We start from the raw sequence: 24746 nt of genomic DNA on the forward strand, positions 1-24746 counted from the left end.
AATTATTGTGTTTTCTATAAATAGACTTGACGTAAGTAGATAAAATTTGTACACTGTGAACAATCAAATGTTTTTTCGGAAAATACAATTTTGAATAGTAAGGATCTGATGAAATGATAGTATGTAAATTTGGTGGTACATCCGTTGCTAACGCAGAACAAATTAAAAAAGTGGCGAATATTGTAAAATCAAATCCTAAGAGAAAGATTATTGCAGTATCAGCTCCTGGTAAACGTTTCGGCGATGATATTAAAGTAACGGATTTACTTATTGAATTAGCTGATGCGGCATTAAATAACGGTGATGCAGCAGGAAAATTACAAATTGTAGTAAATCGATTTAAGGAAATTACACATGAACTTGGATTAGACGATGCAATTTGTGATGTTATTAAAAACGATTTACAAGAGCGTGTTGCTTCCGATAAATCAAATAAAACTTTATTTATAGATAATATTAAAGCGAGTGGAGAAGATAATAATGCAAAACTAATTGCTGAATATTTCAACTCCATCGGTTTACGTGCAAAATATGTATCTCCAAAAGAAAAGCTAATTTTAAATGATTTTCCTGAGCGTACATTAGCATTGCCAGAAGCATATGAAAACCTAAAGGATTTAGGAAAAGACAATGAAATTGTTGTCTTCCCAGGATTTTTCGGATATACAAAAAACGGAACTTTACGTACATTTGACCGTGGTGGTTCAGATATTACTGGCTCTATATTAGCAGCGGCTGTGAAAGCAGATCTTTATGAAAACTTTACCGATGTTGATTTTGTATTTTCTGCAAATCCAAAAGTCGTAAATAACCCAGTAGGTATTTCAGAAATTACGTATCGCGAAATGCGTGAACTTTCTTATTCAGGATTTTCAGTTTTCCATGATGAGGCATTAATGCCTGTATACAAATTAGGTATTCCTGTCACAGTTAAGAATACAAACAATCCCACTGCACCAGGAACAAAAATTGTTCCAACTCGCCCTTTAACAGGCCGTCCTGTAACAGGCATTTCAGCAGATAGTGGATTTTCAATATTATATGTATCAAAATATTTAATGAATCGTGAAATTGGATTTGGTCGTAAACTGCTTCAAATTATAGAAGAAGAGCATATTTCTTACGAGCATACTCCTTCAGGATTAGACGATATTTCAGTTGTTATCCGTTCAAACCAATTAACAAATGAAGTTGAAGAACGGATCGTAAATCGTGTAAAAGAAGAATTACATGCAGATGATGTATACTTCCGTCACGGTTTATCGTTAATTGTAATTGTTGGTGAAGGGATGCGTAATAATACGGGTCTAGCTGCACGTGCGGCTTCAGCAATTTCTAGAACAGGTGCAAATATCGAAATGATTAATCAAGGTTCTTCTGAAGTAAGCTTAGTATTTGGTGTATTGCAACCTGCTGAAAACCAAATTTTACGTGCGTTATACGATGAATTTTTTGCTCCCATAACAGTATAAGAGCTAAACGATTTTTAGGTTCTACAGATTAAATCTGTAGGACCTTTTTATTTGACGATTTTATTTCGAATTAGTGAAAACTTTTAGAAATTCATTCCATTACTCACAAATAATATAGAATTTGTTAATAGTCGAAATTTATAATATTTGTAGGGAGTGATCTTATGGAAAAGAATAATTATATTTATATGAAAGAAAATCCATTTTCCCGGTTTTTGCTGAATGATTCTCGATCAGCTGGTTTATGGCTAATAATTAGACTATATGTAGGATTCATATGGCTTAAAGCAGGTTGGGGAAAAATACATAATGATGCATGGATTGGGGAAAATGGCGGAGCGGCAGTAACAGGATTCGTAAAAGGTGCTCTTGAAAAATCTGCACAGTCTAATGATGTAGCTGGGTGGTATGCTATGTTTCTAGAAAATGTAGTACTGCCAAATGGAAAGATATTTGCTTTTATAGTTGCCTATGGGGAATTGCTTGTAGGGCTTGGTTTAATTTTAGGGTTGCTAACTGGAATTGCAGCTTTTTTCGGGTCTTTTATGAATGTTAGTTTTTTATTTGCAGGAACACTTAGCACCAACCCATTACTATTTATACTTGCAACTTGGTTAGTTCTAGCATGGAAAGTAGCGGGTTGGTACGGGCTTGATCGATGGGTTCTGCCAAAGTTGGGAACTCCTTGGAGTAAATTTGATTATGAGTAAAGAACGAATATTATGAATTAACTAGGTAATTAGAAAGGTGACGTCTATTTTTTAAGGACGTCGCCTTTTTATTTAATGATTAGAAGGAATTTGTAGTATGATTATCTAAAAGATATTTGCATTCGCAACATTTGGGAGAATATATGAAAATTTATACATATACACATCCGAGGGAAATTGAATCAGTAATAGAGGTTCCCATTTTTGATGACAACGGGCAAATTGCAGCGATTTCAAAAAGAATATATGATAATCGTCTAAAAAAGGCATTAGATCAATTTTTCGACTATCGATATTTTTTAAAATATGAAGTCTCCAATAAATCTGGTGAAAAGTCTTTCACTATAAAAAAAGTCATTAGAAGGGGCAAGTTGTGGTACGAGGGATTCGATCATAAAATCGGTAAAAAATATATTATTACTTACGAAAATTGGAAAATGGCCATTCCTGAACTAACAATTACCGATGGGGTTATTAAAATTCAAGTCAATAAACAAATGGAAGATTGGTCTGAGTTTCTATTTGAAGAAACTTTAGCAGCTCGATGGAAAGCTGAATTTTTAAATGATCAATTTTATATGACATTACAAATAGATGAAAATAGCCCAATACAAAACGTTGAGTTTTATATTGCCATAAGCCAGGCTGCTTTGTTTGTTGGAGCATAGTTTAGGAGGAGTTCAAATGAATGTAATATTTGTATTAACAGCAACAGGTGAAGAAGTATTAGAGATGGTTTCAAATGATGTAGCAGGACTCCTTGCTGCAGTAAAGGGAGAAAATGTCACATTTCCCTTTGGAAGTTTCAAGTATGATTTCCACACATTAGACCATTATTTAGAAAATGATGTGTATAGACAAGAATTAGTTATCTATTTAAAAGAAGATTTACAGCAATTAACATCTCTATAGTATTATCCATAGCAGCGCTGCATCCTGTTCCTGAAAGTCCAATGTGATTTTTAATTTTTTGTTGGAATAGGATGCAAGACGCTGATGTTCAATAAGTAATACATTTAAAAGTTAGAGTTAGATTCTCGCTAGGCAACCCTCTTCAATTTCATAGTCATTCCTTGATAAACAAGCATGTTATTTCGAAAACATTAGTTAATTCAGCGAATTTATACCTCTTCATTTCCAACTTTACCATCCAGATTCTGTTCAATATTATTTCCTTAAGCAGCAACTAAAAATATAAAAATATATTTTTATTTAAGTATGTAATTCAATGTATTAATTGCTCAAATTGTACATAAATAATTACAAATTCACTAATCAATGGAGTAGCTCACATCACCATACTAATAGAAAATTAATTTTAAACTAATAGTCAAAAAATTTTAATACTTACTTTTACAAACATATAAAGGTTTTAAAAAAATGAAGTAGGTGTTGGTTATGAAGGTCGGGTACATTGCAGATGATTTAACAGGTTCAAATGCAACAGCTGTTCTGTTAAAGAAATTAGGTTTACAAACAGCAACTGTCATGAATGGAGCAACTATCCCTCAAACGCTTCACTTTGATGTAATTGGTATGGACTTGGATTGTCGTTATATGCATGAGGATATTGTAGAAAAAAGAGTAAGGGAAGCAATAACCGAGCTGCAGTATTGGGGAACAGAACTTATTGCAAATCGGATTGATAGTACTATGAGAGGCAGAATAGGATTCATTACAGACTTGCTGTTAGATGCAGCAGGAAAGAATGGCATTGCCGTAATATCTCCAGCATTTCCAGACTCCGGCAGGAAAGTAATCGGTGGTTATTTATTGCTGCATGATGAATTACTTGAAAATACAAGTCTTAATAGAGACCCGATGAACCCTGTAAATCAATCATATGTTCCAAATATTGTTCAAAGTCAATCTAAAAATTTAGTTGCACATATTGGATTACACGAAATTCGACTAGGAGAAGAGAACGTAAAAAAAATATTTCAAGAGAAGATTGAGAATGGTTGCAAAATAATCATAGTAGATGCGATTACGAATGAAGATATTCAAATAGTTGCAAGAGGTATGGCAACTATGAATTACAATTGTTTTCCAGTAGATCCTGGTCCACTAACTTTTGAATTTATACGAGCAAAATATTTTAACCATAATCCAAAAATAAATTATATTTTTTCAATTGGTAGTGTTTCAGATTTAACAAAAAAACAGCTTGCCTATGTATTAGAGAAGGAACAGAATTGCGAATATATCTATTTAGATCCAATAAAATTACTTAATCCAAGTAAAGCACAAAGCATTATAGAAAATGCAATTAATAAAGCTATTAAACAATTTGCAAGAAAAAATATTTTTATCATATCGACTACACATCCATCAGAAGCTAACGTTGACTTAAGAGAAATTGCACAGGAACAAAATGTATCACAAGAATTAATAGCAAAAAAATTAACAACTGCGATTGCAAATGTGACAACACAATTAATTTTACTAGACCCATCTTCAGTTGGTGGGGTCATATGTTGTGGCGGGGATGTAACTGCATCATTATGTAACTTTGTTAGTGCAGATGCTATTAAATTAATAGAAGAGGTCGAAAGTTTAATAGCCTATGGAGAATTAGTAAATGGCAAACTAGATCGGTTGCCAATCATAACAAAGGGGGGGCTGATTGGCAATAAAACGACATTGCATCAATGTTTAAGGTATTTGCAATCAATAAATACAAAGGGGATTATCGCAAATGAATCATAACAATATAGTTGCCATTACGATGGGTGATGCAGCAGGGATAGGACCAGAAATTACAGTAAAATCTTTAGCAAACAAAACAGTCTATGAAATTTGCCAACCAGTAGTAATAGGAAGTGCTTCAGTTTTAGCTAAAGCAATTGAAGTAACAAATACTCCATTAAAAATAAATGAAATCATCTCTCCACAGGAAGGAAAATATTCTTTTGGAACAATTGATGTAATCAATTTGGATAATATCGACATTAAAACACTTCAGCAAGGAAAGGTGCAAGCACAATGTGGCAGGGCTGCCTATGAATATGTAAAACAAGCGGTTGAACTTGCATTGAATAAAAAAGTAAAATCTATTGCTACCACACCGATAAATAAGGAATCTTTAAAGGCAGCCGGAGTAGAATATATTGGACATACCGAGATGTTGGAAGGATTAACTCGTTCAAATGATCCATTAACGATGTTCCAAGTTAATAATTTACGAATTTTTTTCTTAACTCGGCACCTATCATTAAAAGATGCCATTAATCTAATGACAAAAAAACGGATATATGATTATATTATTCGCTGTACTAAGGCTTTGCAAAGATTGGGGGTTTCATCACCGAAAATTGCAGTTGCCGGTTTAAATCCACATAGTGGAGAAGGTGGATTATTTGGAAATGAAGAAATAGATGAGATTTCCCCAGGCATTCAATTAGCCCAAAGCAAGGGCTATGATGCTTATGGTCCTGTACCAGCAGATTCTGTATTTTATCAAGCTTTGCAAGGAAAGTATGATGCGGTTTTATCGTTATATCATGATCAAGGGCATATTGCCGCAAAAATGACGGATTTCCATAAAACAGTATCCATAACAAATGGATTGCCATTTTTAAGAACTTCTGTTGATCACGGTACGGCTTTTGATATTGCATGGAAAAACATTGCTTCAAGTGTTTCAATGGAGGAATGTATTAAGCTTGCTGCTGAATATGGAAATAAGTTTGAAGAAGATGAAAAGCTATTTGAATAGAAAAAGAAAGCAGGGGAAAAAACTAATTAAACGCCATTTTTCTGACAAGAGAAATGACGTTTTTTTACATGAACAAAATTGATTTCAAAAATCCACTTTTAAATTATTACACGATGTGTACCATAAAAAATTAATAAAAGAAGGATATTAAACTACAACTCCAAACTTTTAGAAGTTTTTATCAACCAATCAGCAAAAAGTCTTTCTTCTTCGAATTGAGGATAATGTGCAGAATACTCAAAGATAATAAAATCCTTAATTGGAGCATCCAAGTTATCATAATACTTTTTTGCTGCATTTGTAGATGTCATATAATCATATTTTCCCATGACGAAATATAAAGGAATATCTATTTTATTTACAATTGTTGTAATATCTTTGTCTTTTTCTTCATCTAATAATATTTCTTGTGTAGCTGAAATTCCCTTAAAATAACGAATAACATCAAGTAAGTTATATTCTGGACTAGTTAGAAACCCTAGAAGATAGTCCATATTTTCATCAATTAACCTTGCTGCCCCTCCGTATTTACGGACCATATTTCTGGGTGTATGCGCCTCACCGTTTTCAATAGAATCTCTAAGTGATTCTATTTGCTCTACATCCTTTTGATTTCCTGCTTGTTGTGCCTGGTGTATTATATATTCTAGGCTATCCATTTCACTTTCTGTAGTATTTGAAACTTGACCAATACCAATATAAGCTGCATAGTTTTCAGGATATTTACTAGCTGCTTGCAGTCCTATATATGTTCCATAAGAATGACTAATTAATATGACCTTTTCTTGAGAAAACTCTTCTTTAACATATTCAGTCAGTGCCAATAAATCATCCACATGTTGTTCTGAGGTTATATTCGAGTAATCTTCAAAGAAGTGAAATGACTTCCCACTTCCTCTCTGGTCATAATGAACAATTGTAAAATGTTCCTCAAGAAGATCTTGATACTTCCTGACATAAGGTATCTCTGAACTGCCTGGTCCACCATGCACAAAGATAGCAATCGGATTACTTTTATCGGCACCTCTAATCATCACTTCAAGTTTAGTACCATTTATTTCAATTGATTTTAATTCGGCAACGCTGTTTACTCCTTCAATTTTAGGTGTCCAAGTAGGAAATAAAAGAGCAGTTATTATGATCAATGTTATTGTTATAAATAAAATGGGGAACTTTCTTTTCCTTTTCAAATGCAAACTCCTTATCTAATTTTCATCTTAATAATCTCCATACTTAGAAATCATGAATCAATTTCTATAACCTATAATACGAAATTTATTTAAATTTTTGAATAAACACACCCCTATTTAAGTTAAGTTGGTCAATTTTACCGAAGCTTCTATAGATGGAAGTAGTTCTCCATACCTTAGCGCATTCAATTTCACTTTTCTATTCGAAACCAGTATGTAACAGCCTCTTTCTTCTTCGAAAGGCAAAGCCGAAAGTCGCAATTTATCTATACCGAAAGGGAAGTTAAAGTATTTTCATATAAAGAAACTGTACCAGAAGTTTGTATTACCTACTTCTGGTACAGCCCTTTTAATATCTATTTAAGTAGATTTGGAAGCCACATGCTAATAATAGGCACATAACTTAATAGTAATAATACCCCTATCAAGACAAAATAAAATGGAATTAAAGCTCTGGTTATGCTTGTTAATTTTACATTTGCTATTTGACAGCTTATAAATAAATTAACTCCAAGTGGTGGAGTACACATACCTAATGCTAGATTCACAATCATGATAATTCCGAAGTGTACAGGATCAATCCCCATAGAAATCGCTACGGGAGTTAATAATGGTGCAAGAATTATAACAGATGCGCTTGTTTCCATAAACATTCCTACTAAAATTAATAATAGATTTATTAATAGTAAGAAAATAATTGGATTATCCGTAATGTTCGCAAAGAAGTTCGCAACCATTGCAGGTATATTTTCTCTACTTAGAACTAAACCGAAAATACCCGCATTTGCTATTATAAACAATACAATTGCAGAAGTAATGCCTGAGCTTACAAATATTTCAAATAGATTATTCAATTTAATTTCACGATAGACAAATGCTCCAATAATGAATGCGTAAAGTACTGCAACTACTGCTGCTTCAGTTGGAGTAAATATCCCTCCGTAAATGCCGCCTAGTATAATAATAGGCATTAATAGAGCTAAAATGGCATCTTTAAATGCTTTCCACGTTTCTGCTAAGGTTGCTTTCTTTTCTTTTTCATATCCACGTTTTTTTGCAATGACATAAACTAAAATAATTAATGAAATAACGATAACAATACCTGGTGTAATTCCTGCCATGAATAAATCGCCAATAGATGTATTCGTCGTTACACCATATAAAATTAGTGGAACAGAAGGGGGAATAATAATTCCTAGTTCCCCTGATACAGATGACACTGCTCCAGCAAAATTACGGTGATATCCCTTATTTATCATGGATGGGATTAGAATTGAACCGACAGCTGCTACTGTTGCAGCACTAGAACCTGAAATTGCCGCAAAGAACATAGATGTAACAATTGCTACAATTGCTAAACCTCCTGTATGATGTCCTGTTAATGTGTTAGCAAAATTAACTAACCGTTTAGAAATACCGCCATTTTCCATTAACTTACCGGCCAAAATAAAGAAGGGGATAGCCATCAATGAGAATGAGTCAATGGCGGTGAACATGCGCTGTGCAACTAATAATAAAGAAACGTCGCCGCTATATAATAATGCCACGACTGATGCGAATCCTAAAGCGATTGCAATGGGAACACCGATAATGAAAAATCCCATTAATGACCCCATTAATGCTGCTGTCATTTTTTATCCCCTCCTTTTACCAAAACAATGATCGCTGCAATTGCATTAATAATTAGTAATAGAGCACCGAGTGGTATTGAAAAATACGGAATAGACATTGAAATTTGTAATGCAGGGGATTTTTGCATACTTACATTTGAAACGAGCGAAAATCCTTGTACGAGTACTATCGCAAAAAACACAATGCAAATTAGCAAAACAATAATTTTTAAATACTTTCTTCCTTTCTCAGGAAGCAGGTCAGGAACAGCTTCAACTGAAATTAATTCATTATATCTTACTGCCAATGCTGCTCCGAAAAATACTGCATATATACCTAAATAACGAGTTGCTTCTTCTGACCAATTCAATGGCAAATTTAAAATAAATCGAGAAAATACTTGTAAAATCATAATGATGGTCATACTAATAAGAGAAATTGCAAGTAAAATTTTTACAAACTTATTAATGCCATCAATACATTTCAATATTGTATTCATAGCGTTCCTCCTAAAACAACTCTTCTATTTATTAGTTTGCAGCAGCTTTAATTTTGTCATATAGCTCTGAATATTCGCCTTTATATTTATCAATAACAGGCTGAGCAGCATCTTGGAAAGCTTTTAAATCGATTTCATTAATCTCCATGCCTAATTGTTTTAATTCTTCAAGTTGAGCCTCGGTATTTTGATCAATAAAATCATAATTTGCTTGTTGTGCTACTTTGGCAGCATCTAGAAGGACCTGCTGTAAATCACCGGAGAAAGATTCAAATAACTCATTGTTAAAAATAAATACAGCTGGTGAATAAACATGACCAGACATTGATACATATTTTTGAACTTCGTTTAATTTGGAAGAATAGATGATTGCAATTGGGTTTTCTTGAGCATCTATCACTCCCTGTTGTAAAGAGGTGAATACTTCACTCCAAGCCATTGGTGTCGGACTAGCACCGAACTCAGCAAATACCTCCTGATGAATTGGTACTTCCATTGTACGGATTTTAATACCCTCTAAATCTTTTGGAGTTACAATTGGTCGTTCGTTGTTAGTAATATTACGGAAACCGTTTTCACCAAATCCTAAATTCTTAATGCCGACTTCTAGTAAACTTGCATTAAATTCTTCACCAATATCACTATTTAATACTGAACGTGCGTGCTCAGTGTTTTCAAATAGGAATGGAAAGTCCAGTACATTGAATTCATCTACAAAGTTGCTTATTACACCTGATGAAATAAATGCACCATCTAAAGTCCCCATTTGAACAGATTCAACATTATCGCGCTCATTTCCCAATTCGCTATTATAGTGAAGCGATACTTCAATAGCACCATTGGAATTTTTTTCAACTTCTTCTTTAAAGGTATTTAAATATGCACCATAGTGAGAATCTTCTGTTTGTGTTGTTGCAATTGAAATTCTTTTAGCTTCGTCATTTGATTCCCCAGAAGATTCACCTTGTTTTTCTCCACCACCACAGGCGCCCAATAAAATTAGTGACAAAATAGTTGTAAGCAGTAATAATCGTTTTTTCATTTTATTTCCTCCTTGTAAAAATAAAATATGATTTAAAGATAACGCTTACATTTTTTGTTAAATTTCCTCCTCCGCCCCCCTAAACATTTCCTTTAAGCCAAATATAAAAGGAAAGAAAATGCATTTGATTTCTGAATATTCTAATTTTTATGTCCGCTAATGATTTCTAATAACTTGTTTTTCGTTTGTTAGTGAATTTTTCTTTTAAATAAAAGGAAATAAAAAGTAAAATAATTCATATTTTCGTTTTCTAGCGATATTATTTAAATAATCGAAAAATTTAATTTTCTCAATGTATATGTTTGAGTAGAAAGAATTATATGTAATTTTATTTATAATTGTTCAGTGAGGGATAGCCGATGAGTAAAATGTTTGCAGAAGAACGTAGAAAGCAAATTTTAGAAATATTGTTCGAGAAGAAAAGAGTGACAATACAAGAATTAGCAAATGCAATCGAAGTGTCGGATGCTACATTAAGAAATGATTTAACTACATTAGAAAAAATGAACCTTTTAAAAAGAACTCATGGAGGAGCGATTCTTGAGGAAGAGGTTGAAAAGGAATATCATTTCTCCATTAGACAATTAAAAAACAAAGATGAAAAGTATAAAATTGCCAAAAAGGCTTTGGAACTAGTTACAGACAATCAATGTATTATGTTAGATGCTAGTTCAACGGCATTAGAGTTAGCAAGATTATTAGCTAATATGAAAAAAAGATTAACAATTGTTACTAATGGTATAAATACAGCGATGGAATTAAATAATAATCCAGATTTAACTGTAATTTTAATAGGGGGAATTATACAAAAATCTTCGATGGCTTTAGAAGGGAATTTGGGGGTCGGTATTTTAGAAAAAATTAATATTGATAGTTTCTTTGTATCTGCAAACGGTTTTACAACAGCGAATGGACTTCAAGATTTTAGTGTATATGAAGTTGAGCTAAAAAAACAAATGATTAAGCATGCATCAAAAGTGATTGCATTACTAGATCATTCAAAAATGAATAAAAATTCTATTGCCACATTTGCTTCTGTACAAGATATAGATGTCATTATTACGAATAAAGAGCTGGAAAGAAATCAAACTCAAGAACTCAATTTATATAATAAAAAACTAACAATCCTCTATCCTGATAACTAGATTAGTAATCATTAAGCATAAGTTTGTATATGTTAACAATATACTTTACTCATAAGTTTTTCATTTACTTTTAATTTTTAAGAAATAAAACAAAATGAAAGTAATTTGTAATATTTTACAAATAATAAAGGGAATAGGGGGATGTTTGTGAAAAAGGTTATGAATAATCCTGAAAATGTTGTGAATGAAATGGTAGAAGGATTTATTGCAACTTTTGGAAACGGTTACAAGAAGGTTTTAAATTCAAATGGAGTTATAGTGAAAAATAAACCGGATCGTGTAGCAATTATAACAGGCGGAGGAAGCGGCCATGAACCATTATTCATAGGGATGGTTGGAGAAGGTTTAGCGGATGGTGCTGCAATTGGAAATGTTTTTTCGGCCCCTACACCAGATACAATTATAGAAGTAACAAAAGAATTAGATAGTGGTCATGGGGTTTTATATGTATACGGCAATTACTCAGGAGATGTATTGAATTTTGATATGGCAGCTGAAATGCTGGATTTTGAGAACATTAAGACCAAAACAGTTCTAGTAAATGATGATGTTGCATCTGCTGCTAAAGAAAATGCTAAAGATCGCCGAGGGATTGCTGGAGATATTTTTGCAATCAAGATTGCAGGTGCAGCTGCAAATGATAACCTATCATTGGAACAAGTTGCAGCTATAACTCAAAAAGCAGTTGATAATATCCGTTCTATTGGCGTTGCTCTGTCACCAAGTTCTATCCCAAGCACAGGCAAGTATACATTTGAGCTTGCAGAGGATGAAATTGAATTTGGTATGGGTATTCATGGAGAACCCGGTATACAAAAGACAAAGCTATTAAGTGCAGATGAATTAACTCAAATTATGGTGGATTATATTTTAAAGGATATTGAACTAGAAAAAGGTGATGAGGTTTGCATTCTTGTGAATGGCCTAGGCTCTACTACTTTAATGGAACTGTTTATTGTGAGCCGCAAACTTACAAATATATTAGAAGATAAAGGCATTATCATATATGATGCAGATGTAAATAGCTATTGTACAACGTTAGAAATGGCTGGCGTTTCTATTACAGTTATGAAATTGGATGAAGAATTAAAAAAATACTACGACAAACCAGCCTACTCTCCTTATTATTTCAAGAAGGGAAGATAACGATGATGGTATCTAATGGGGATAGCTTAAAAACGTATTTAACGATTGATCAAGTAAAAGAACTATTCCTCTATATGGGTCAAAAAGTAATAGAATCTAAACCCTTATTAACAAGTATTGATAGTGCTATCGGGGATGGAGATCATGGCATCGGCATGGAAGTAGGATTTAAAAAGGCAGCCGAAATATTGCAAAACAACAACCTAACAACTGTTAATTCTATTTTTTTGGAAACAGGAAAAGCAATGATTAGCAATATGGGTGGCGCATCAGGCATTTTATTTGGAACGTTATTTGTTGCCAGTGTAAAAGATAAACCAATCATCCATAAGTTGAATTTAGAACTACTTGCTTCCTTTATTCAAAGTGGGCTGGAAGGAGTAAAAGCAAGGGGAAAAGCAGAGCTTGGAGATAAAACAATGATCGATGCTTTAGAACCTGCCGTTAAAGCATTACATCAAGCTTTAGAAGAAAATGAAGATTTAATAAATGCTTTAAAAAAAGCAAGCGAAAAAGCACAAGATGGAATGGAAAATACAAAAAATTTAATTGCTAAATTTGGCCGCGCAAAATCGTTGGGCGAACGTGCCATTGGGCATCAGGATGCCGGTGCAACGACGATTTCAATTATGTTTGAAGCTATATATACTTTTGTAAACGAATTGCAAAATAAAGGCGAGCTTCAATATGAATAAAATTTATATCGGAACGAATTGGAAAATGCATAAAAGCTTGAAGGAAGCTAGGGAATATACTACAGCTTTGAAGTCATTTTTTATAAACTTTCCTTATCATATTGAACTTTTTATTATTCCCCCATTTACAGCATTAACAGAAATGAAAGAAATATTAAAAGATTCGCCAATATTACTAGGTGCGCAAAATATGCACTGGGAAGATGAAGGACCTTTTACAGGTGAAATTTCTCCAATTCATTTAAGTGAAATTGGTGTACAACTAGTTGAATTAGGACATTCAGAACGACGTGAATACTTCAACGAAAATGATTCAAGTATAAATAAAAAAGTAAAAGCCGCACTAAAACATCAAATACAGCCATTGATTTGCATCGGAGAAAATAGAGAGCAAAAAGATATTGGGATAACAAATGAAATTTTATCTATTCAACTTAAAACAATCCTCCACAAAATTGAATTGTTATCCTCCAATGATGTAATGATTGCTTATGAGCCGAGATGGGCAATAGGTGAAAAAGGTCAATGTGCAGATCCTCAATATATTCAAAATACACATCAATTTATTCGACAACTTTTAAATGAACTGTATCCATCAATAGGCTATTCGATTCCCATTATCTATGGTGGCAGTGTGAATACTGAAAATGCATTGCCCATACTTGGGCTAAATCATGTAAATGGATTATTTATTGGTCGTTCAGCGTGGAATTTAACTTCATTTAAAGAAATTTTAAATCAAGTTAAACAATTACAAAACTAAATGCGAGGTTCAAAGATGAAGATTGGATTAAGCACATACTCATTTTACTGGCATAGTCTTTCTAACGATTTTAATTTCCAAAATATTTTCACTTTGTTGGAGGAAACAAATCGTTACGGAATACATTTATTTCAAATTTGCGATTATGTACCACTTGAAAGTTATACAGATAATGAGCTGGAGCAAATTGCTGTAAAAGCAGAGGAGCTAAATATCGAATTAGAGGTTGGAACAAAAGGGATAGAAAAAAATAGGCTCGAAAAATTCTTATATATTTGTGAAAAGTTAAATAGTAAAACATTAAGAACCATGTTAAATTCCGCAGATTTTGTTCCAACAATTGAGGAAGCAATCGTTCTTTTACAAGAAGTGATGCCAATGTATGAGGAAAAGGGAATTACGATTGCCCTTGAAACTTATGAGCAAAGAAAAACAGCAGATTTGGTTCATATCGCAGAGACAGTATCAAGTTCAAATTTAGGTATATGTCTAGATCCCGCTAATTGTATTGCAAATTTAGAATACCCAAATGAAGTGCTCCTTTTAGCAGCACCTTTTATAAAAAATCTACATTTAAAAGATTTTAAATTTGAAAGAAAAGAAGGCTGGGTAGGGTTTTCTTTAATCGGAACACCATTTGGTAAAGGATTATTGGATACAAAGCATTTAGTAAGGACTTTAAGACAACACCATGTGAACACAAATGCAATAGTCGAGTTTTGGCTGCCATTTTCTAACTCGATAGAAGAAACAGTTAGCCTCGAAAAACAATGGATTCGAGAAAGCTTAGATTTTATTAAGGAAAATCTTATAGAGCAATGGAGGAACTACGATGAGCAGTTTAACTAACTGTACTGTATCTATCATCGGCGCCGGTGGAAAAATGGGTACTCGAATTTCTAATAATCTAATAGGTAAAGAGTTTTCATTGAATTTATGTGAGAAATCAGAAGAAAAGATCAAAGCGATGACTGACAGAAACTTAACAATTACAGTGATGGAGGAAGTTGTTCCACTTAGTGATTTTGTTATTTTAGCTGTACCTGATATATATATTCATAAAGTTTCAAAGGAAGTATCGCCTCTTATGAAGGATGGTGCTGTATTAATAACATTAGATCCAGCTGCTGCTTATGCAGATCAGTTAGTCGTTAATGATCATTGCACATCTATTGTTGCACATCCATGCCACCCATCAATATTTTTAGAAAAGTATACAAAAGAAGAATATGAAGATGCCTTCGGTGGGGTAGCAGCGAGACAAGAAGTTGTCGTTGCAGTTCATAAAGGGGATGAATCAAAATTAGAAGGCGCTATTGAATTGATTTCCTTAATGTATGCACCGGTTGAAAAATGCCATGTCATTACAGTTGAGCAAATGGCGATATTAGAACCAACTTTAGTAGAAACGATTACTTGTATGGTTGGCACCTTATTAAAAGAAAGTCTTGAGGAAACAAAAAAATTAGGTGTTCCAGAAGAAGCAGCAAAGGCAATGCTTTATGGACATATTCAAATTGCATTATCAGTCGCCTTAAAAGGAACAAATCCATTCTCTGATGCTTGTATGATCGCTATTGAATTAGGTAAGGAAGCGATTATAAAACCCGATTGGAAAAAGGTATTTGAAAAGGAAAATTTGGATTATACAATTCATAAAATGCTGAAATTAAGCTGACGGGAGGAATTTCATGAAAATTGGAATTGGGTCAGATCATAATGCATTTGAATTGCAAAAAGAAATAAAAGCTTTCGTGGAATCGTTAGGACATGAGGTGATGGAGTATGGAGGGGATGCTTCATGTCAGGAAATAGATTATCCAGGAGTCGCTTTTCAAGTAGGGGAAGCCATCATTTCAAAGGAAATTGATAGAGGAATATTGTTATGCGGTACTGGATTAGGAATGGCAATTGCTGCAAGCAAAGTTCCAGGCATTCGTGCCGCAACTTGCCATGATACGTATTCTGCAGAAAGGGCACAAAAAAGTAATAATGCACAAATTATAACGTTGGGTGCCAAGGTAATAGGAATTGAATTAGCTAAGCAAGTGATTCAAAAGTACTTAGAGTCAACTTTTCCAGGAGGGAATTCGGCTAGAAAAGTTCAGCAAATAATAGATAAGGAAAAGGAATATTTAAAAAGCAAGGAGGATGGACATGATTCAACAAAATGAGGTTGTTGAGCTAGGTCATATTATCGCTGGAAAACGGATATATGAAGGGGATGTAATACCGGTCTTCAATAAGTACACAAATGAACATATTGCAAATGTTTACAGTGCTACTGAAGAAATTGTAAAAGAAGCTGTTGCTAATTCAGTTGAAACGTTTCGAAGCATTAAGCTAAGTGCAAAAAATCGATATGACATTTTAATGAAAGCCGCATCAATTATTGATGATTTAAAAAATGAATTAGCCATATCGATTACACGTGAAGTTGGTAAATCATTAAAGGATTCTTATGTTGAGATTGACCGTGCAATTGAAACACTTACAATTGCCGCTGAAGAAGCAAAACGTATTTTTGGTGAAGGAATTCCAATGCCAAGTAGAACTAGTTCTGAAAAGAAAATAGCCTATACCGTAAGAGTGCCTGTAGGAGTTATAGCAGCTATAACTCCATTCAACTTGCCATTTACACTAGCTATTCATAAAATTGCTCCTGCTATTGCAGCTGGAAACGTTGTTGTTTTAAAGCCGGCTGAATTGGCTCCAATTACAGTAATGCGTTTAGTAGAAATTCTTGAGGAAGCTGGACTTCCTAAAGGATTTATAAATGTCGTAAACGGTTACGGACATCAAGCTGGAGAATTTTTACTTCATGATGAGCGAATCAATATGTACACGTTCACAGGAAGTGTAGGTGTTGGAAAGCATATTAAAAATTCTGTAGGGATAAGAAAGGTAACTTTAGAGCTTGGCAGCAACGCACCAAATATAGTTCATAAAGATGCCCAAAATTTAAAGGAAATCGCTCAATTATGTGCTACGCGCGGTTTAGCAACAATTAATGGGCAGGCGTGTATTTCAGTGCAGCGACTATATGTTCATAAAGAGATATTTGAAGAATTTAAACAATATCTAATCGAAGCTGCGAGAGGTTTGGTAGTTGGAGATCCAGAAGATCCTGCCACTGATATTGGACCGCTAATTTCTGAGCGGCAAGCAGAAAGAGTTGAAGCATGGGTAAAAGAAGCAGCTGATGATGGAGCTGAAATTTTATTAGGCGGCATTAGAGAAGGGGCTTTCTGGCATCCTACTATATTAGCAAACTTAAAACCGAAAATGAAAGTAATGTGTGAGGAAGTATTTGGACCAGTTATTAATCTAATAGAGTATTCAGATGTCGATGAAGTGATCAAAGAGGCAAATGATACAAAATTTGGTCTTCAAGTTGGTTTATTTACTTCAGATTTAAATCTAGTCATGCGGGCATCGATGGAACTAGAGTACGGGGGCGTCATCATTAATGATGTTTCAACATATCGTTCTGACTGGCAGCCATATGGGGGCATAAAAGATAGCGGATTAGGAAAAGAAGGTCCAATTTACGCAATCCGTGAAATGACAGATGAAAAAGCAATTATTATTAACTATCAGTAAAAATTAAAACAAGGGGAGACGAAAAAATGGCCAGATTCAAAGGGAAAGTAGCAATTATTACAGGGGCAGGTTCGGGGATGGGGCGTGCAACTGCAATTGAATTTGCTAAAGATGGAGCTACTATCGTAATTGTAGATTTGAATGAACAAGGGGCAAGGGAAACGGAAAAAATTGTTCAGGAGTATAACGTACCAACGAAAGTAATAATCGGCGATATTTCACAAAAAGAAGCTGTACAAAATATTATCAACAGTACAGTTGAGGAATTCAAAACAATTGATATTTTAGCAAATATCGCTGGAATTCCAATGACCTTTACACCACTTGAAGAAGTAGAAGAGGAATTTTGGGATAAACAAATGGCGATTAATGTGAAATCTGCATTTTTATTAGCTAAATATGCACTACCTTACTTGAAAAACAATGATAGTAAGGGAAGTATCGTAAATATTGCATCAATCGCATCGGTTCGGCCTCGACCTGGAATAACAGCTTACTGTGCTGCAAAAGGAGCTCTTGTTCAATTATCTCGTTCTTTAGCCTTAGAGGTTGCTCATACTGGAGTACGTGTAAATGTAATAAACCCTGGTCCAGCTGAAACACCTATGCTTGAAAAATTCTATGGCAATATGGATCCTGTAGAAGGACGGAAGCTATATGAGGATTCTGTTCCAATTGGGAGACTTTGTCAACCAGAAGATATCGCAAAAATGGTCGCGTATTTAAGCTCGGATGACGCATCCTTCATTACAGGAGCAGTATATAACGTTGACGGTGGAAGAGGTTTATAACATCTTATTAAAGGGGAAGCAGTATGAGAAAAATTGATATCGCAGTAATTCCAGGGGATGGCATTGGAAGAGAAGTAGTTCCAGAAAGTTTAAGAATTTTAGATTTATTAAGCGAAATCCATGGTGGATTTAAATTTGAAAAGAAACTATATCCATATAGCTGCGATTATTACGAAGAACATGGCAAGATGATGCCAGATGACGGCTTTCAGCAGCTAAGTCAACATGATGCTATTTTTTTAGGAGCGATTGGTGATCCGAAACGAGTTCCTGATCATATCGCGTTATGGCAAACGGTTATTGGCTTAAGAAGAGAATTTCAACAGGTTATTAATTTGCGGCCAGTAAAAAGTTTAAAAGGCATCACCTCTCCTCTAAGAGGAGATAAAAATTTTGACTTTATCGTTGTTCGGGAAAATAGTGAAGGTGAATACAGTCAAGTCGGTGGCACAATACATCAGGATAATGATGAAATAGCTATCCAAACAAATGTATTTACACGGAAAGCGACAGAAGGTGTAATAGATTTTGCATTTCAATTAGCAAATGACCGTAATCATAAACTGACAAGTGCAACTAAATCGAATGGTTTATATCATAGTATGCCTTTTTGGAATAGAGTTTTTACAGAAACTGAAGCTAAATATGAGGATATTGAAACAGAGCTTATACACATTGATGCTTTAAGTGCATTTTTTGTAACGAAGCCAGAATCGTTTGACGTGATTGTTGCGAGTAATTTGTTTGGTGATATCTTATCAGATTTAGGTGGAGCAATTATGGGAAGCATCGGTATTGCACCCTCCGCCAATATTAATCTAAATGGAAAATACCCTTCTATGTTTGAACCGGTTCATGGCTCTGCTCCTGATATTTATGGGAAAAATATCGCGAATCCTATCGGTCAATTATGGACTGCGAAATTAATGTTAGAACATTTTGGGTATGAAGAAATTGGAAACCTATTACTAAATACTATAGAAGAATTATTAGTTGATAATGTTAAAACACCAGATTTAGGTGGTAATTATGGAACAACAGAGTTTATTGATGCATTATTTGAAAAATTAAAAAAACAATAATGTTGATATAAATTTTTTGAAAAGAGTATAATTGTTGCAAGGAGAAATAGCCTGCTGCCAAGAAGGGAATCAAACCTTCCTGTAAGTGGGCTTTCATTATTTATAATATGGGAGAAATGATACATGAAAATTTTAATAACACGTAAAATTGAAACAGAGGTAATGGAAATAATTCCGGAAAGTTTTGATGTTGTAATGTGGGAGCAAGAAAATAGTGTAATGCCGCGAGATTTATTATTAAAAGAAGCCGCAGATGCCGATGCAATTTTTACAAACGTGACAGATCGAATTGATGAAGAGCTTTTTTCTTGTGCAAAAAACTTGAAGGTTGTTAGTACAATGGGAGTTGGATTTGACAACATCGATATAAAAGCAGCGACGAAAAGAAACATTCCTGTAGGACATACACCAGATGTACTATCAGAAGCGGTAGCAGAGCTTGCGCTAACTTTAATGTTTGCATGTGCTCGAAGGGTTGTCGAATCTATGAATTTTATAAAGGCTGATGAGTGGAAAAGCTGGGGTCCATATTTATTTGCAGGGCAAAAAATTTCTGGTGCAAAATTAGGAATAATTGGTATGGGTCGAATTGGCAAAGAATTAGCTAAAATGGCTCGAGGTTTAAATATGGACGTTTCCTACTTTAACCGAAACCGAGTTCTTGATACGGAGGAAACATTGCAAGTCCAATATAAGGATTTAGAAACTCTTTTAAAAGATAGCGATTACGTTGTAATGTTAGCTCCAGCTACAAAGGAAACCTACCATATGTTGAAATATGAACAGTTTGCGCTAATGAAGCCAACAAGTATTTTCGTCAATGCCTCCCGTGGTACAACAATAGATGAAAATGATTTGTACAAAATTTTAAAGGAAAAGAAAATTTTCGCTGCTGGTCTAGATGTTTTTGAAAAAGAACCTATTAATCAAAGTCATCCACTTCTGACATTAGATAATGTAATCGCTGTACCGCATATTGGAAGCGCAAACGTTGAAACGAGAGATAAAATGGTAGAAATAACATTGAGAAATATATTAAACGGACTTAGTGGGGAACAGCTGCTTTATACAGTAAATCCAGAAGTTTTCGTGAAAAATTAATAAAATATATTTTTATTTTTGAAGTTTACAAATTTCATATCAAGGAGTACAATATCCCAGTAAATAAATAACACAGGCCAAATCTCATTAATTTGAGAACGGAGGACCCACTTTTTTTGGGGTTAATTCTGTAGTTACAGAAGGGATGTAAGACTCTTTCGCCATCCTACCCGTCAGCTAACTTCGTCGGCTAAAGCGGAGGAGGTCATATGTTAGACCGCCTTGATTAAACGGTATTTAATTCAAATACCGTTTAATTAAATCGGTCTTTTTATATTTCTAAAAAATTGATGAATACTACTTAATAAAAACTAAATATTATATTTCGGCATTAAGGAGAAAATATGAAAAAATTTAAAGATAGCCTTGATCCTGCAAAATTGCTTGTACTAGGCTTTGCTTCTTTAATTTTAGTTGGAGCTTTTTTATTGAGCATGCCTATTGCAACGGAAAATTATACTACATTGCCATTTTTGGATGCATTATTTACAGCAACTTCAGCTGTTTGTGTTACAGGTCTTGTTGTTGTGGATACTGGAAATACTTTTTCCTTTTTCGGTGAAGTTGTCATTTTAATACTAATTCAAATTGGTGGATTAGGGTTTATGACGCTTGCTACATTTTTGTTTGCCCTTTTAGGAAAAAGAATTAGTTTTAAAGAGCAGCTATTATTAAAAGAAGCCTACAATGCCGCTTCTCCAGGAGGAATGATTCGATTAGCTAAAAGAATATTAATTTTTACTGCCATAACGGAGACGATTGGCGGAATTATTTTAGCGATTCGATTTTCATTTGAAATGCCAATTGCTCAAGCCATTTTTTTCGGCTTTTTCCATTCAATTTCAGTATTTAATAATGCCGGATTTGATTTAATGGGAGATTACAGTAGTCTTGTTGATTATGTGGATGATCCAACTGTCGTGTTGACAGTATGCTCCTTAATTATCATAGGTGGACTCGGGTTTCTTGTAATCAACGAACTTTATGACTATCGACACACACGCGTTCTTTCTTTACATTCAAAGGTTGTATTAAGTATGTCAATTATTCTAACAGTTAGTGCTGTCGTTTTAGTTTTCATATTTGAATATGGCAATGCTAATACCTTAGGTTCTTTATCGCCAATGGGAAAGGTGTTGGGCGCATTGTTTCATGGTGTAACACCTAGAACAGCAGGCGCGAACACATTACCTATTGCAGATTTAACTCATGCTACATTATTTTTAACAATTTTTCTTATGTTTATCGGTGGAGGTTCTGGGTCAACAGCCGGTGGTATAAAAGTTTCTACATTTGCTGTTTTAGTCACAACAGTAAAATCACAACTTAGTGGAAAAGAAGATGTTGTTATTTTTAAACGTCGAATCGAAATTGAAACAGTATTAAAGGCATTTACTGTTGCAATGAGCGGTCTTTTCATTGTTGTCGTCGTTACATTTTTACTTAGTATTACGGATAGAGGCCACGCCTTTATTATGTATTTGTTTGAGGCAACCTCTGCTTTTGGGACTGTAGGACTTTCGATGGGGTTAACTCCAGAGCTTTCACCTATTGGACGAATCCTTATTATTATAACGATGTTTATTGGAAGGTTAGGTCCATTAACACTAGGGTTTGCTATTACGAAGAGACGAAAACAAGAAGCTTACCGTCATCCTAAAGGGAAAATTATGATTGGTTAAGTACTTTAGCGGGGAGAAGATAGAGATGGCAAAAAAACAATATGCTGTTATTGGTCTAGGAAGGTTTGGAACTAGTATAGCTAGAAGATTACATGAAGCAGGTCAAGAGGTATTGGGAATTGATATAGACGAAGAAAGTGTTGAAAATGCTGAGCCCTTTGTGACACATGCAGTAGTAGCAGATTCTACCGAAGAGAAAGCCATCACTTCTTTAGGAATTGACAATTTTGATTGTGTAATTGTCGCGATTGGCGATGATATCCAATCCAGCATTTTAACAGCTATGTTATTAAAAAATCTTGGTATAAAAAAAATAATTGCAAAGGCAATTGGTAAACGGCATGGCCAGGTTTTAGAAGCAATCGGTATCCACTGGATTATATATCCTGAAAGAGATATGGGAGAACGGGTAGCCAATCAGCTACTTTCACCAAATATGCTTAACTATATTGAACTCTCAAAAGATTATAATATAGAAGAAATTATTCTGCCGCCGAAAATGGAGGGAAAAAACCTTAGGGAACTTAATATTCGTGCCAAATTTAACGTTAGTGTCATTGCAATTTTAAGAAATGGAGAAATTATTATTTCACCCTCACCAGAAGAGCTGCTGCAAAAAGATGATATTTTAGTAACGATTGGAAATAGAAATGATTTAGCTAAATTCTCAAGAATAGAATAATGGAAAAATTTAAAAGCATCCTAAAGGGCATTCAGGGAAGCACTCTATCTTTCTGAGCTGTGGTGTTAACATGACTGTAAAAAGAGAGAGGCTTTTAGACATAGAGAGAGGCTGTTCAGTAAATTTACTTTCTGAATGGCCTCTCTATTTATATTTTGCCAGCTTTCAAAAGAAAGCTGATTTTTTGTTCAAGAGGATGGAACTTCTTGAAGAAATATAATGGCTAATTAAAAGAAGAAATTGCGTAATTTTATGGCTTTGGAGAAGAATGCAGCATCCCTTCCCATTTTGCTATTAGGGTTCATATATGGTTTCAAGCAATTTTGAAATAGTTGGTCACAATATGCTGATGGGCCATAAGTTAAATAACATTCATCATGCATTTTGCAACATGAATCAACGGGGTTGATGGGTTCACCAGGACCAGTACACCATGGTCCACAATATCGATACCCAGGATAACATAAGCCTAGTCTGCGACGTCTATTTCTTTTCATTTTCTCCCTCTTTTCTTATATACACTAGATACTATATAGTATGAAGTTTTAGTTATTTGGAAAAGGCTTATATAATAAGAGGATTCATGTGTAATAAAAAAAGTAGATAGAGATTAAATTAATATTTTAAGCTTAAGAATCTTTTAAAAAGACAATAGGAAGGCGAAAATTGGATAATTAATATAAAAATATGTTGTTATAGTATATTATAATGCGAGAGAAACTGTACAATATGTAAATATAATAAATGTAAATTTTATAATAGAAATAAAATAGTTGAATGAACGTATTATAAAATCTTCTACTAGAATTATGGTTGTTTAAATTATAAATGGAATACGATGTGGGGTTAAAGTTTCGAAGAGTTAATTATCTGCCAAGCGTCTTTCTTAGTTGCCTTACTTCTTTTGTTAAATTATCAATTTGCTTTTGCAAATTTTTTAATTCATTTTTTAGTTCCGTACTTTGTCTTTCAATAGCAATATCTTCTTCTTCTATTGCTAGAGCTTCAGCAATAGTTGATAATCCTTCACCAAGTGTAGCAAATGCACCTGCAATCAGGGCAAGTTTAGCTGAGTTCATTTCATTATTTAACAATCGATTGTTTTTGCTTTCCAAAGTTGTAACCTCCAGATTGTTAACATCAATCAATTATATGTTTAATAGGAGGAATCGGTTAAAATTTTAATATCCGCCAATTTACATATTTATCCTTTGATCTATTGCAATTTAAGCAAAGCTATATAGGGGAGTCAAGGAAGACTCGAATGGAAGCTGTCTTCATAAATGGATGAAACGAGGCTAGCATCAATAAGTGTAGTGGTATATACAATGTAAATATGAAATATTTTGAACAGCATTAGCGCCTTTTATTAAGGCGTTTTTTTTCTTTGTTTTCCACTTTTGTACAATCCACTTTTAAAAAAATGCATAAGTTATGTTAATTAAGGAGGTGATAGTATGTCATACGAAAACGTAGGCGGAAGTTATGATAAAAAACGTGATAATAACGTAGGAGGAGCTTTTGATCGAAAAGACAACAAAAACGATTTTGCGTTAATTGTTGTTTTGTTTATTTTATTAATTATCGTTGGTACAGCCTTCTTCAACAATAAAGGCTATTATTAATTACTAAATAGCTTTTATCAATGTTCACCCCCGAACAAGATTTAACTAAGAAAGGGACTGTCCAGAAGTATGAACTGCTCCCCGTCAAGTAGACAGTATAAATAATAAAAAGATTTTAAGCGGCTTGAGCTCGGAATTCTAAAGGGCTTAAGCCGTTTAATTTTTTTGTGTAACGATAATGATTATAAA

25 protein-coding genes, 1 pseudogene and 1 riboswitch are annotated in these 24746 nt (G+C 33.9%); of the genes and pseudogenes, 20 read left to right on the forward strand and 6 right to left on the reverse strand.

All coding sequences use genetic code 11. The features are described from left to right. The first annotated feature begins 113 nt into the window (after positions 1–113). From EKG35_RS11440 to pdxA, 6 genes are all read left to right on the forward strand, one after another. Entirely contained in the window at positions 114–1472 is a 1359-nt protein-coding gene (locus EKG35_RS11440; RefSeq protein ID WP_126294589.1) for an aspartate kinase, read from the forward strand. Between the two features lie 164 nt (positions 1473–1636). Beyond that, on the forward strand, positions 1637–2182 hold the full coding sequence (locus tag EKG35_RS11445) for a DoxX family membrane protein (RefSeq protein WP_126294590.1): 546 nt from the start codon (positions 1637–1639) through the stop codon (positions 2180–2182). A 143-nt stretch (positions 2183–2325) separates the two neighbouring features. Next, positions 2326–2850 carry a tubby C-terminal domain-like protein gene (locus tag EKG35_RS11450; RefSeq protein ID WP_126294591.1) on the forward strand — a complete coding sequence of 175 codons (525 nt, stop codon included), beginning with the start codon at positions 2326–2328 and terminating at the stop codon, positions 2848–2850. 16 nt (positions 2851–2866) lie between these two features. Continuing rightward, entirely contained in the window at positions 2867–3094 is a 228-nt protein-coding gene (locus EKG35_RS11455) for a thymidylate synthase (protein WP_126294592.1), read from the forward strand. Between the two features lie 486 nt (positions 3095–3580). Further along, positions 3581–4891, forward strand: coding sequence for a four-carbon acid sugar kinase family protein (locus EKG35_RS11460; protein WP_126294593.1), 1311 nt, complete (start codon positions 3581–3583; stop codon positions 4889–4891). Next, entirely contained in the window at positions 4881–5900 is a 1020-nt protein-coding gene (gene pdxA / locus EKG35_RS11465; RefSeq protein WP_126294594.1) for a 4-hydroxythreonine-4-phosphate dehydrogenase PdxA, read from the forward strand. The genes EKG35_RS11460 and pdxA overlap by 11 nt, the downstream gene beginning before the upstream one ends. Before the next feature lie 152 nt (positions 5901–6052). On the opposite strand, the gene EKG35_RS11470 is transcribed toward pdxA, so the two are convergent. From EKG35_RS11470 to EKG35_RS11485, 4 genes are all read right to left on the reverse strand, one after another. After that, positions 6053–7090 carry an alpha/beta fold hydrolase gene (locus EKG35_RS11470; protein WP_126294595.1) on the reverse strand — a complete coding sequence of 346 codons (1038 nt, stop codon included), beginning with the start codon at positions 7088–7090 and terminating at the stop codon, positions 6053–6055. A 356-nt stretch (positions 7091–7446) separates the two neighbouring features. Then, entirely contained in the window at positions 7447–8721 is a 1275-nt protein-coding gene (locus EKG35_RS11475; protein WP_126294596.1) for a TRAP transporter large permease, read from the reverse strand. Continuing rightward, positions 8718–9200, reverse strand: coding sequence for a TRAP transporter small permease (locus EKG35_RS11480; RefSeq protein ID WP_126294597.1), 483 nt, complete (start codon positions 9198–9200; stop codon positions 8718–8720). The genes EKG35_RS11475 and EKG35_RS11480 overlap by 4 nt, the downstream gene beginning before the upstream one ends. 31 nt (positions 9201–9231) lie before the next feature. Next, the gene (locus EKG35_RS11485) at positions 9232–10242 is read right to left on the reverse strand and encodes a DctP family TRAP transporter solute-binding subunit (protein WP_126294598.1); all 1011 of its coding nucleotides are present in this window, start codon (positions 10240–10242) and stop codon (positions 9232–9234) included. 359 nt (positions 10243–10601) lie between these two features. Here EKG35_RS11485 and EKG35_RS11490 point away from each other — a divergent pair, with 359 nt between their 5' ends. The 13 genes from EKG35_RS11490 to EKG35_RS11550 all read left to right on the forward strand — a co-directional run bounded on the left by EKG35_RS11490 (position 10602) and on the right by EKG35_RS11550 (position 22932). Beyond that, the gene (locus EKG35_RS11490) at positions 10602–11387 is read left to right on the forward strand and encodes a DeoR/GlpR family DNA-binding transcription regulator (RefSeq protein WP_126294599.1); all 786 of its coding nucleotides are present in this window, start codon (positions 10602–10604) and stop codon (positions 11385–11387) included. A gap of 147 nt (positions 11388–11534) precedes the next feature. Continuing rightward, a complete protein-coding gene (locus EKG35_RS11495; protein WP_126294600.1) occupies positions 11535–12533 on the forward strand; it encodes a dihydroxyacetone kinase subunit DhaK in 999 nt (332 codons plus the stop codon). Between the two features lie 2 nt (positions 12534–12535). After that, on the forward strand, positions 12536–13228 hold the full coding sequence (dhaL, locus tag EKG35_RS11500) for a dihydroxyacetone kinase subunit DhaL (protein ID WP_126294601.1): 693 nt from the start codon (positions 12536–12538) through the stop codon (positions 13226–13228). Further along, a complete protein-coding gene (locus tag EKG35_RS11505) occupies positions 13221–13991 on the forward strand; it encodes a triose-phosphate isomerase (protein ID WP_126294602.1) in 771 nt (256 codons plus the stop codon). The genes dhaL and EKG35_RS11505 overlap by 8 nt, the downstream gene beginning before the upstream one ends. 15 nt (positions 13992–14006) lie before the next feature. Beyond that, positions 14007–14840, forward strand: coding sequence for a sugar phosphate isomerase/epimerase family protein (locus EKG35_RS11510; protein ID WP_185807734.1), 834 nt, complete (start codon positions 14007–14009; stop codon positions 14838–14840). Beyond that, a complete protein-coding gene (locus EKG35_RS11515; RefSeq protein ID WP_126294604.1) occupies positions 14824–15669 on the forward strand; it encodes a phosphogluconate dehydrogenase C-terminal domain-containing protein in 846 nt (281 codons plus the stop codon). The genes EKG35_RS11510 and EKG35_RS11515 overlap by 17 nt, the downstream gene beginning before the upstream one ends. A gap of 13 nt (positions 15670–15682) precedes the next feature. After that, positions 15683–16165 (forward strand): ribose 5-phosphate isomerase B, encoded by a 483-nt coding sequence (rpiB, locus tag EKG35_RS11520; RefSeq protein WP_126294605.1) that lies wholly within the window; start codon positions 15683–15685, stop codon positions 16163–16165. Then, entirely contained in the window at positions 16149–17594 is a 1446-nt protein-coding gene (locus tag EKG35_RS11525) for an aldehyde dehydrogenase family protein (RefSeq protein ID WP_126294606.1), read from the forward strand. Before rpiB ends, EKG35_RS11525 begins: the two co-directional genes overlap by 17 nt. Positions 17595–17620: 26 nt before the next feature. Then, the gene (locus EKG35_RS11530) at positions 17621–18385 is read left to right on the forward strand and encodes an SDR family NAD(P)-dependent oxidoreductase (protein WP_126294607.1); all 765 of its coding nucleotides are present in this window, start codon (positions 17621–17623) and stop codon (positions 18383–18385) included. Positions 18386–18408: 23 nt separating this feature from the next. Next, positions 18409–19467 carry a tartrate dehydrogenase gene (locus tag EKG35_RS11535; RefSeq protein WP_126294608.1) on the forward strand — a complete coding sequence of 353 codons (1059 nt, stop codon included), beginning with the start codon at positions 18409–18411 and terminating at the stop codon, positions 19465–19467. Between the two features lie 123 nt (positions 19468–19590). Continuing rightward, positions 19591–20568 (forward strand): 2-hydroxyacid dehydrogenase, encoded by a 978-nt coding sequence (locus EKG35_RS11540; RefSeq protein ID WP_126294609.1) that lies wholly within the window; start codon positions 19591–19593, stop codon positions 20566–20568. Between the two features lie 65 nt (positions 20569–20633). Beyond that, positions 20634–20774: riboswitch (cyclic di-AMP (ydaO/yuaA leader) on the forward strand. Positions 20775–20912: 138 nt separating this feature from the next. Next, positions 20913–22250, forward strand: a complete 1338-nt coding sequence (locus tag EKG35_RS11545; protein ID WP_126294610.1) for a TrkH family potassium uptake protein — start codon at positions 20913–20915, stop codon at positions 22248–22250. A gap of 25 nt (positions 22251–22275) precedes the next feature. After that, positions 22276–22932 carry a potassium channel family protein gene (locus EKG35_RS11550; protein WP_126294611.1) on the forward strand — a complete coding sequence of 219 codons (657 nt, stop codon included), beginning with the start codon at positions 22276–22278 and terminating at the stop codon, positions 22930–22932. Positions 22933–23159: 227 nt separating this feature from the next. On the opposite strand, the gene EKG35_RS21150 is transcribed toward EKG35_RS11550, so the two are convergent. Continuing rightward, on the reverse strand, positions 23160–23429 hold the full coding sequence (locus EKG35_RS21150) for a Parvovirus coat protein VP1-like protein (RefSeq protein WP_126294612.1): 270 nt from the start codon (positions 23427–23429) through the stop codon (positions 23160–23162). A gap of 369 nt (positions 23430–23798) precedes the next feature. Continuing rightward, positions 23799–24047, reverse strand: coding sequence for a hypothetical protein (locus tag EKG35_RS11560; protein ID WP_246020326.1), 249 nt, complete (start codon positions 24045–24047; stop codon positions 23799–23801). A 426-nt stretch (positions 24048–24473) separates the two neighbouring features. Between EKG35_RS11560 and EKG35_RS21525 the strand changes: the two are divergent. After that, positions 24474–24557: pseudogene (locus EKG35_RS21525) on the forward strand (YjcZ family sporulation protein); the annotation flags it as partial. Positions 24558–24746: the final 189 nt, after the last annotated feature.

The sequence above is a fragment of the Lysinibacillus telephonicus genome, from assembly GCF_003966145.1.
In the GTDB taxonomy this organism is placed as follows: domain Bacteria; phylum Bacillota; class Bacilli; order Bacillales_A; family Planococcaceae; genus Ureibacillus; species Ureibacillus telephonicus.

Bases quoted from the DNA above. Each gene is read 5' to 3' on its own strand.
- EKG35_RS11440 (WP_126294589.1), top strand. From the start codon at position 114: ATGATAGTATGTAAATTTGGTGGTACATCCGTTGCTAACGCAGAACAA.
- EKG35_RS11530 (WP_126294607.1), top strand. From the start codon at position 17,621: ATGGCCAGATTCAAAGGGAAAGTAGCAATTATTACAGGGGCAGGTTCG.
- EKG35_RS11480 (WP_126294597.1), bottom strand. From the start codon at position 9,200: ATGAATACAATATTGAAATGTATTGATGGCATTAATAAGTTTGTAAAA.
- EKG35_RS11455 (WP_126294592.1), top strand. From the start codon at position 2,867: ATGAATGTAATATTTGTATTAACAGCAACAGGTGAAGAAGTATTAGAG.
- dhaL (WP_126294601.1), top strand. From the start codon at position 12,536: ATGATGGTATCTAATGGGGATAGCTTAAAAACGTATTTAACGATTGAT.
- EKG35_RS11535 (WP_126294608.1), top strand. From the start codon at position 18,409: ATGAGAAAAATTGATATCGCAGTAATTCCAGGGGATGGCATTGGAAGA.
- EKG35_RS11510 (WP_185807734.1), top strand. From the start codon at position 14,007: ATGAAGATTGGATTAAGCACATACTCATTTTACTGGCATAGTCTTTCT.
- EKG35_RS11475 (WP_126294596.1), bottom strand. From the start codon at position 8,721: ATGACAGCAGCATTAATGGGGTCATTAATGGGATTTTTCATTATCGGT.
- EKG35_RS11505 (WP_126294602.1), top strand. From the start codon at position 13,221: ATGAATAAAATTTATATCGGAACGAATTGGAAAATGCATAAAAGCTTG.
- EKG35_RS11490 (WP_126294599.1), top strand. From the start codon at position 10,602: ATGAGTAAAATGTTTGCAGAAGAACGTAGAAAGCAAATTTTAGAAATA.
- EKG35_RS21150 (WP_126294612.1), bottom strand. From the start codon at position 23,429: ATGAAAAGAAATAGACGTCGCAGACTAGGCTTATGTTATCCTGGGTAT.
- EKG35_RS11540 (WP_126294609.1), top strand. From the start codon at position 19,591: ATGAAAATTTTAATAACACGTAAAATTGAAACAGAGGTAATGGAAATA.
- EKG35_RS11485 (WP_126294598.1), bottom strand. From the start codon at position 10,242: ATGAAAAAACGATTATTACTGCTTACAACTATTTTGTCACTAATTTTA.
- EKG35_RS11550 (WP_126294611.1), top strand. From the start codon at position 22,276: ATGGCAAAAAAACAATATGCTGTTATTGGTCTAGGAAGGTTTGGAACT.
- rpiB (WP_126294605.1), top strand. From the start codon at position 15,683: ATGAAAATTGGAATTGGGTCAGATCATAATGCATTTGAATTGCAAAAA.
- EKG35_RS11460 (WP_126294593.1), top strand. From the start codon at position 3,581: ATGAAGGTCGGGTACATTGCAGATGATTTAACAGGTTCAAATGCAACA.
- EKG35_RS11450 (WP_126294591.1), top strand. From the start codon at position 2,326: ATGAAAATTTATACATATACACATCCGAGGGAAATTGAATCAGTAATA.
- EKG35_RS11445 (WP_126294590.1), top strand. From the start codon at position 1,637: ATGGAAAAGAATAATTATATTTATATGAAAGAAAATCCATTTTCCCGG.
- pdxA (WP_126294594.1), top strand. From the start codon at position 4,881: ATGAATCATAACAATATAGTTGCCATTACGATGGGTGATGCAGCAGGG.
- EKG35_RS11515 (WP_126294604.1), top strand. From the start codon at position 14,824: ATGAGCAGTTTAACTAACTGTACTGTATCTATCATCGGCGCCGGTGGA.
- EKG35_RS11545 (WP_126294610.1), top strand. From the start codon at position 20,913: ATGAAAAAATTTAAAGATAGCCTTGATCCTGCAAAATTGCTTGTACTA.
- EKG35_RS11525 (WP_126294606.1), top strand. From the start codon at position 16,149: ATGATTCAACAAAATGAGGTTGTTGAGCTAGGTCATATTATCGCTGGA.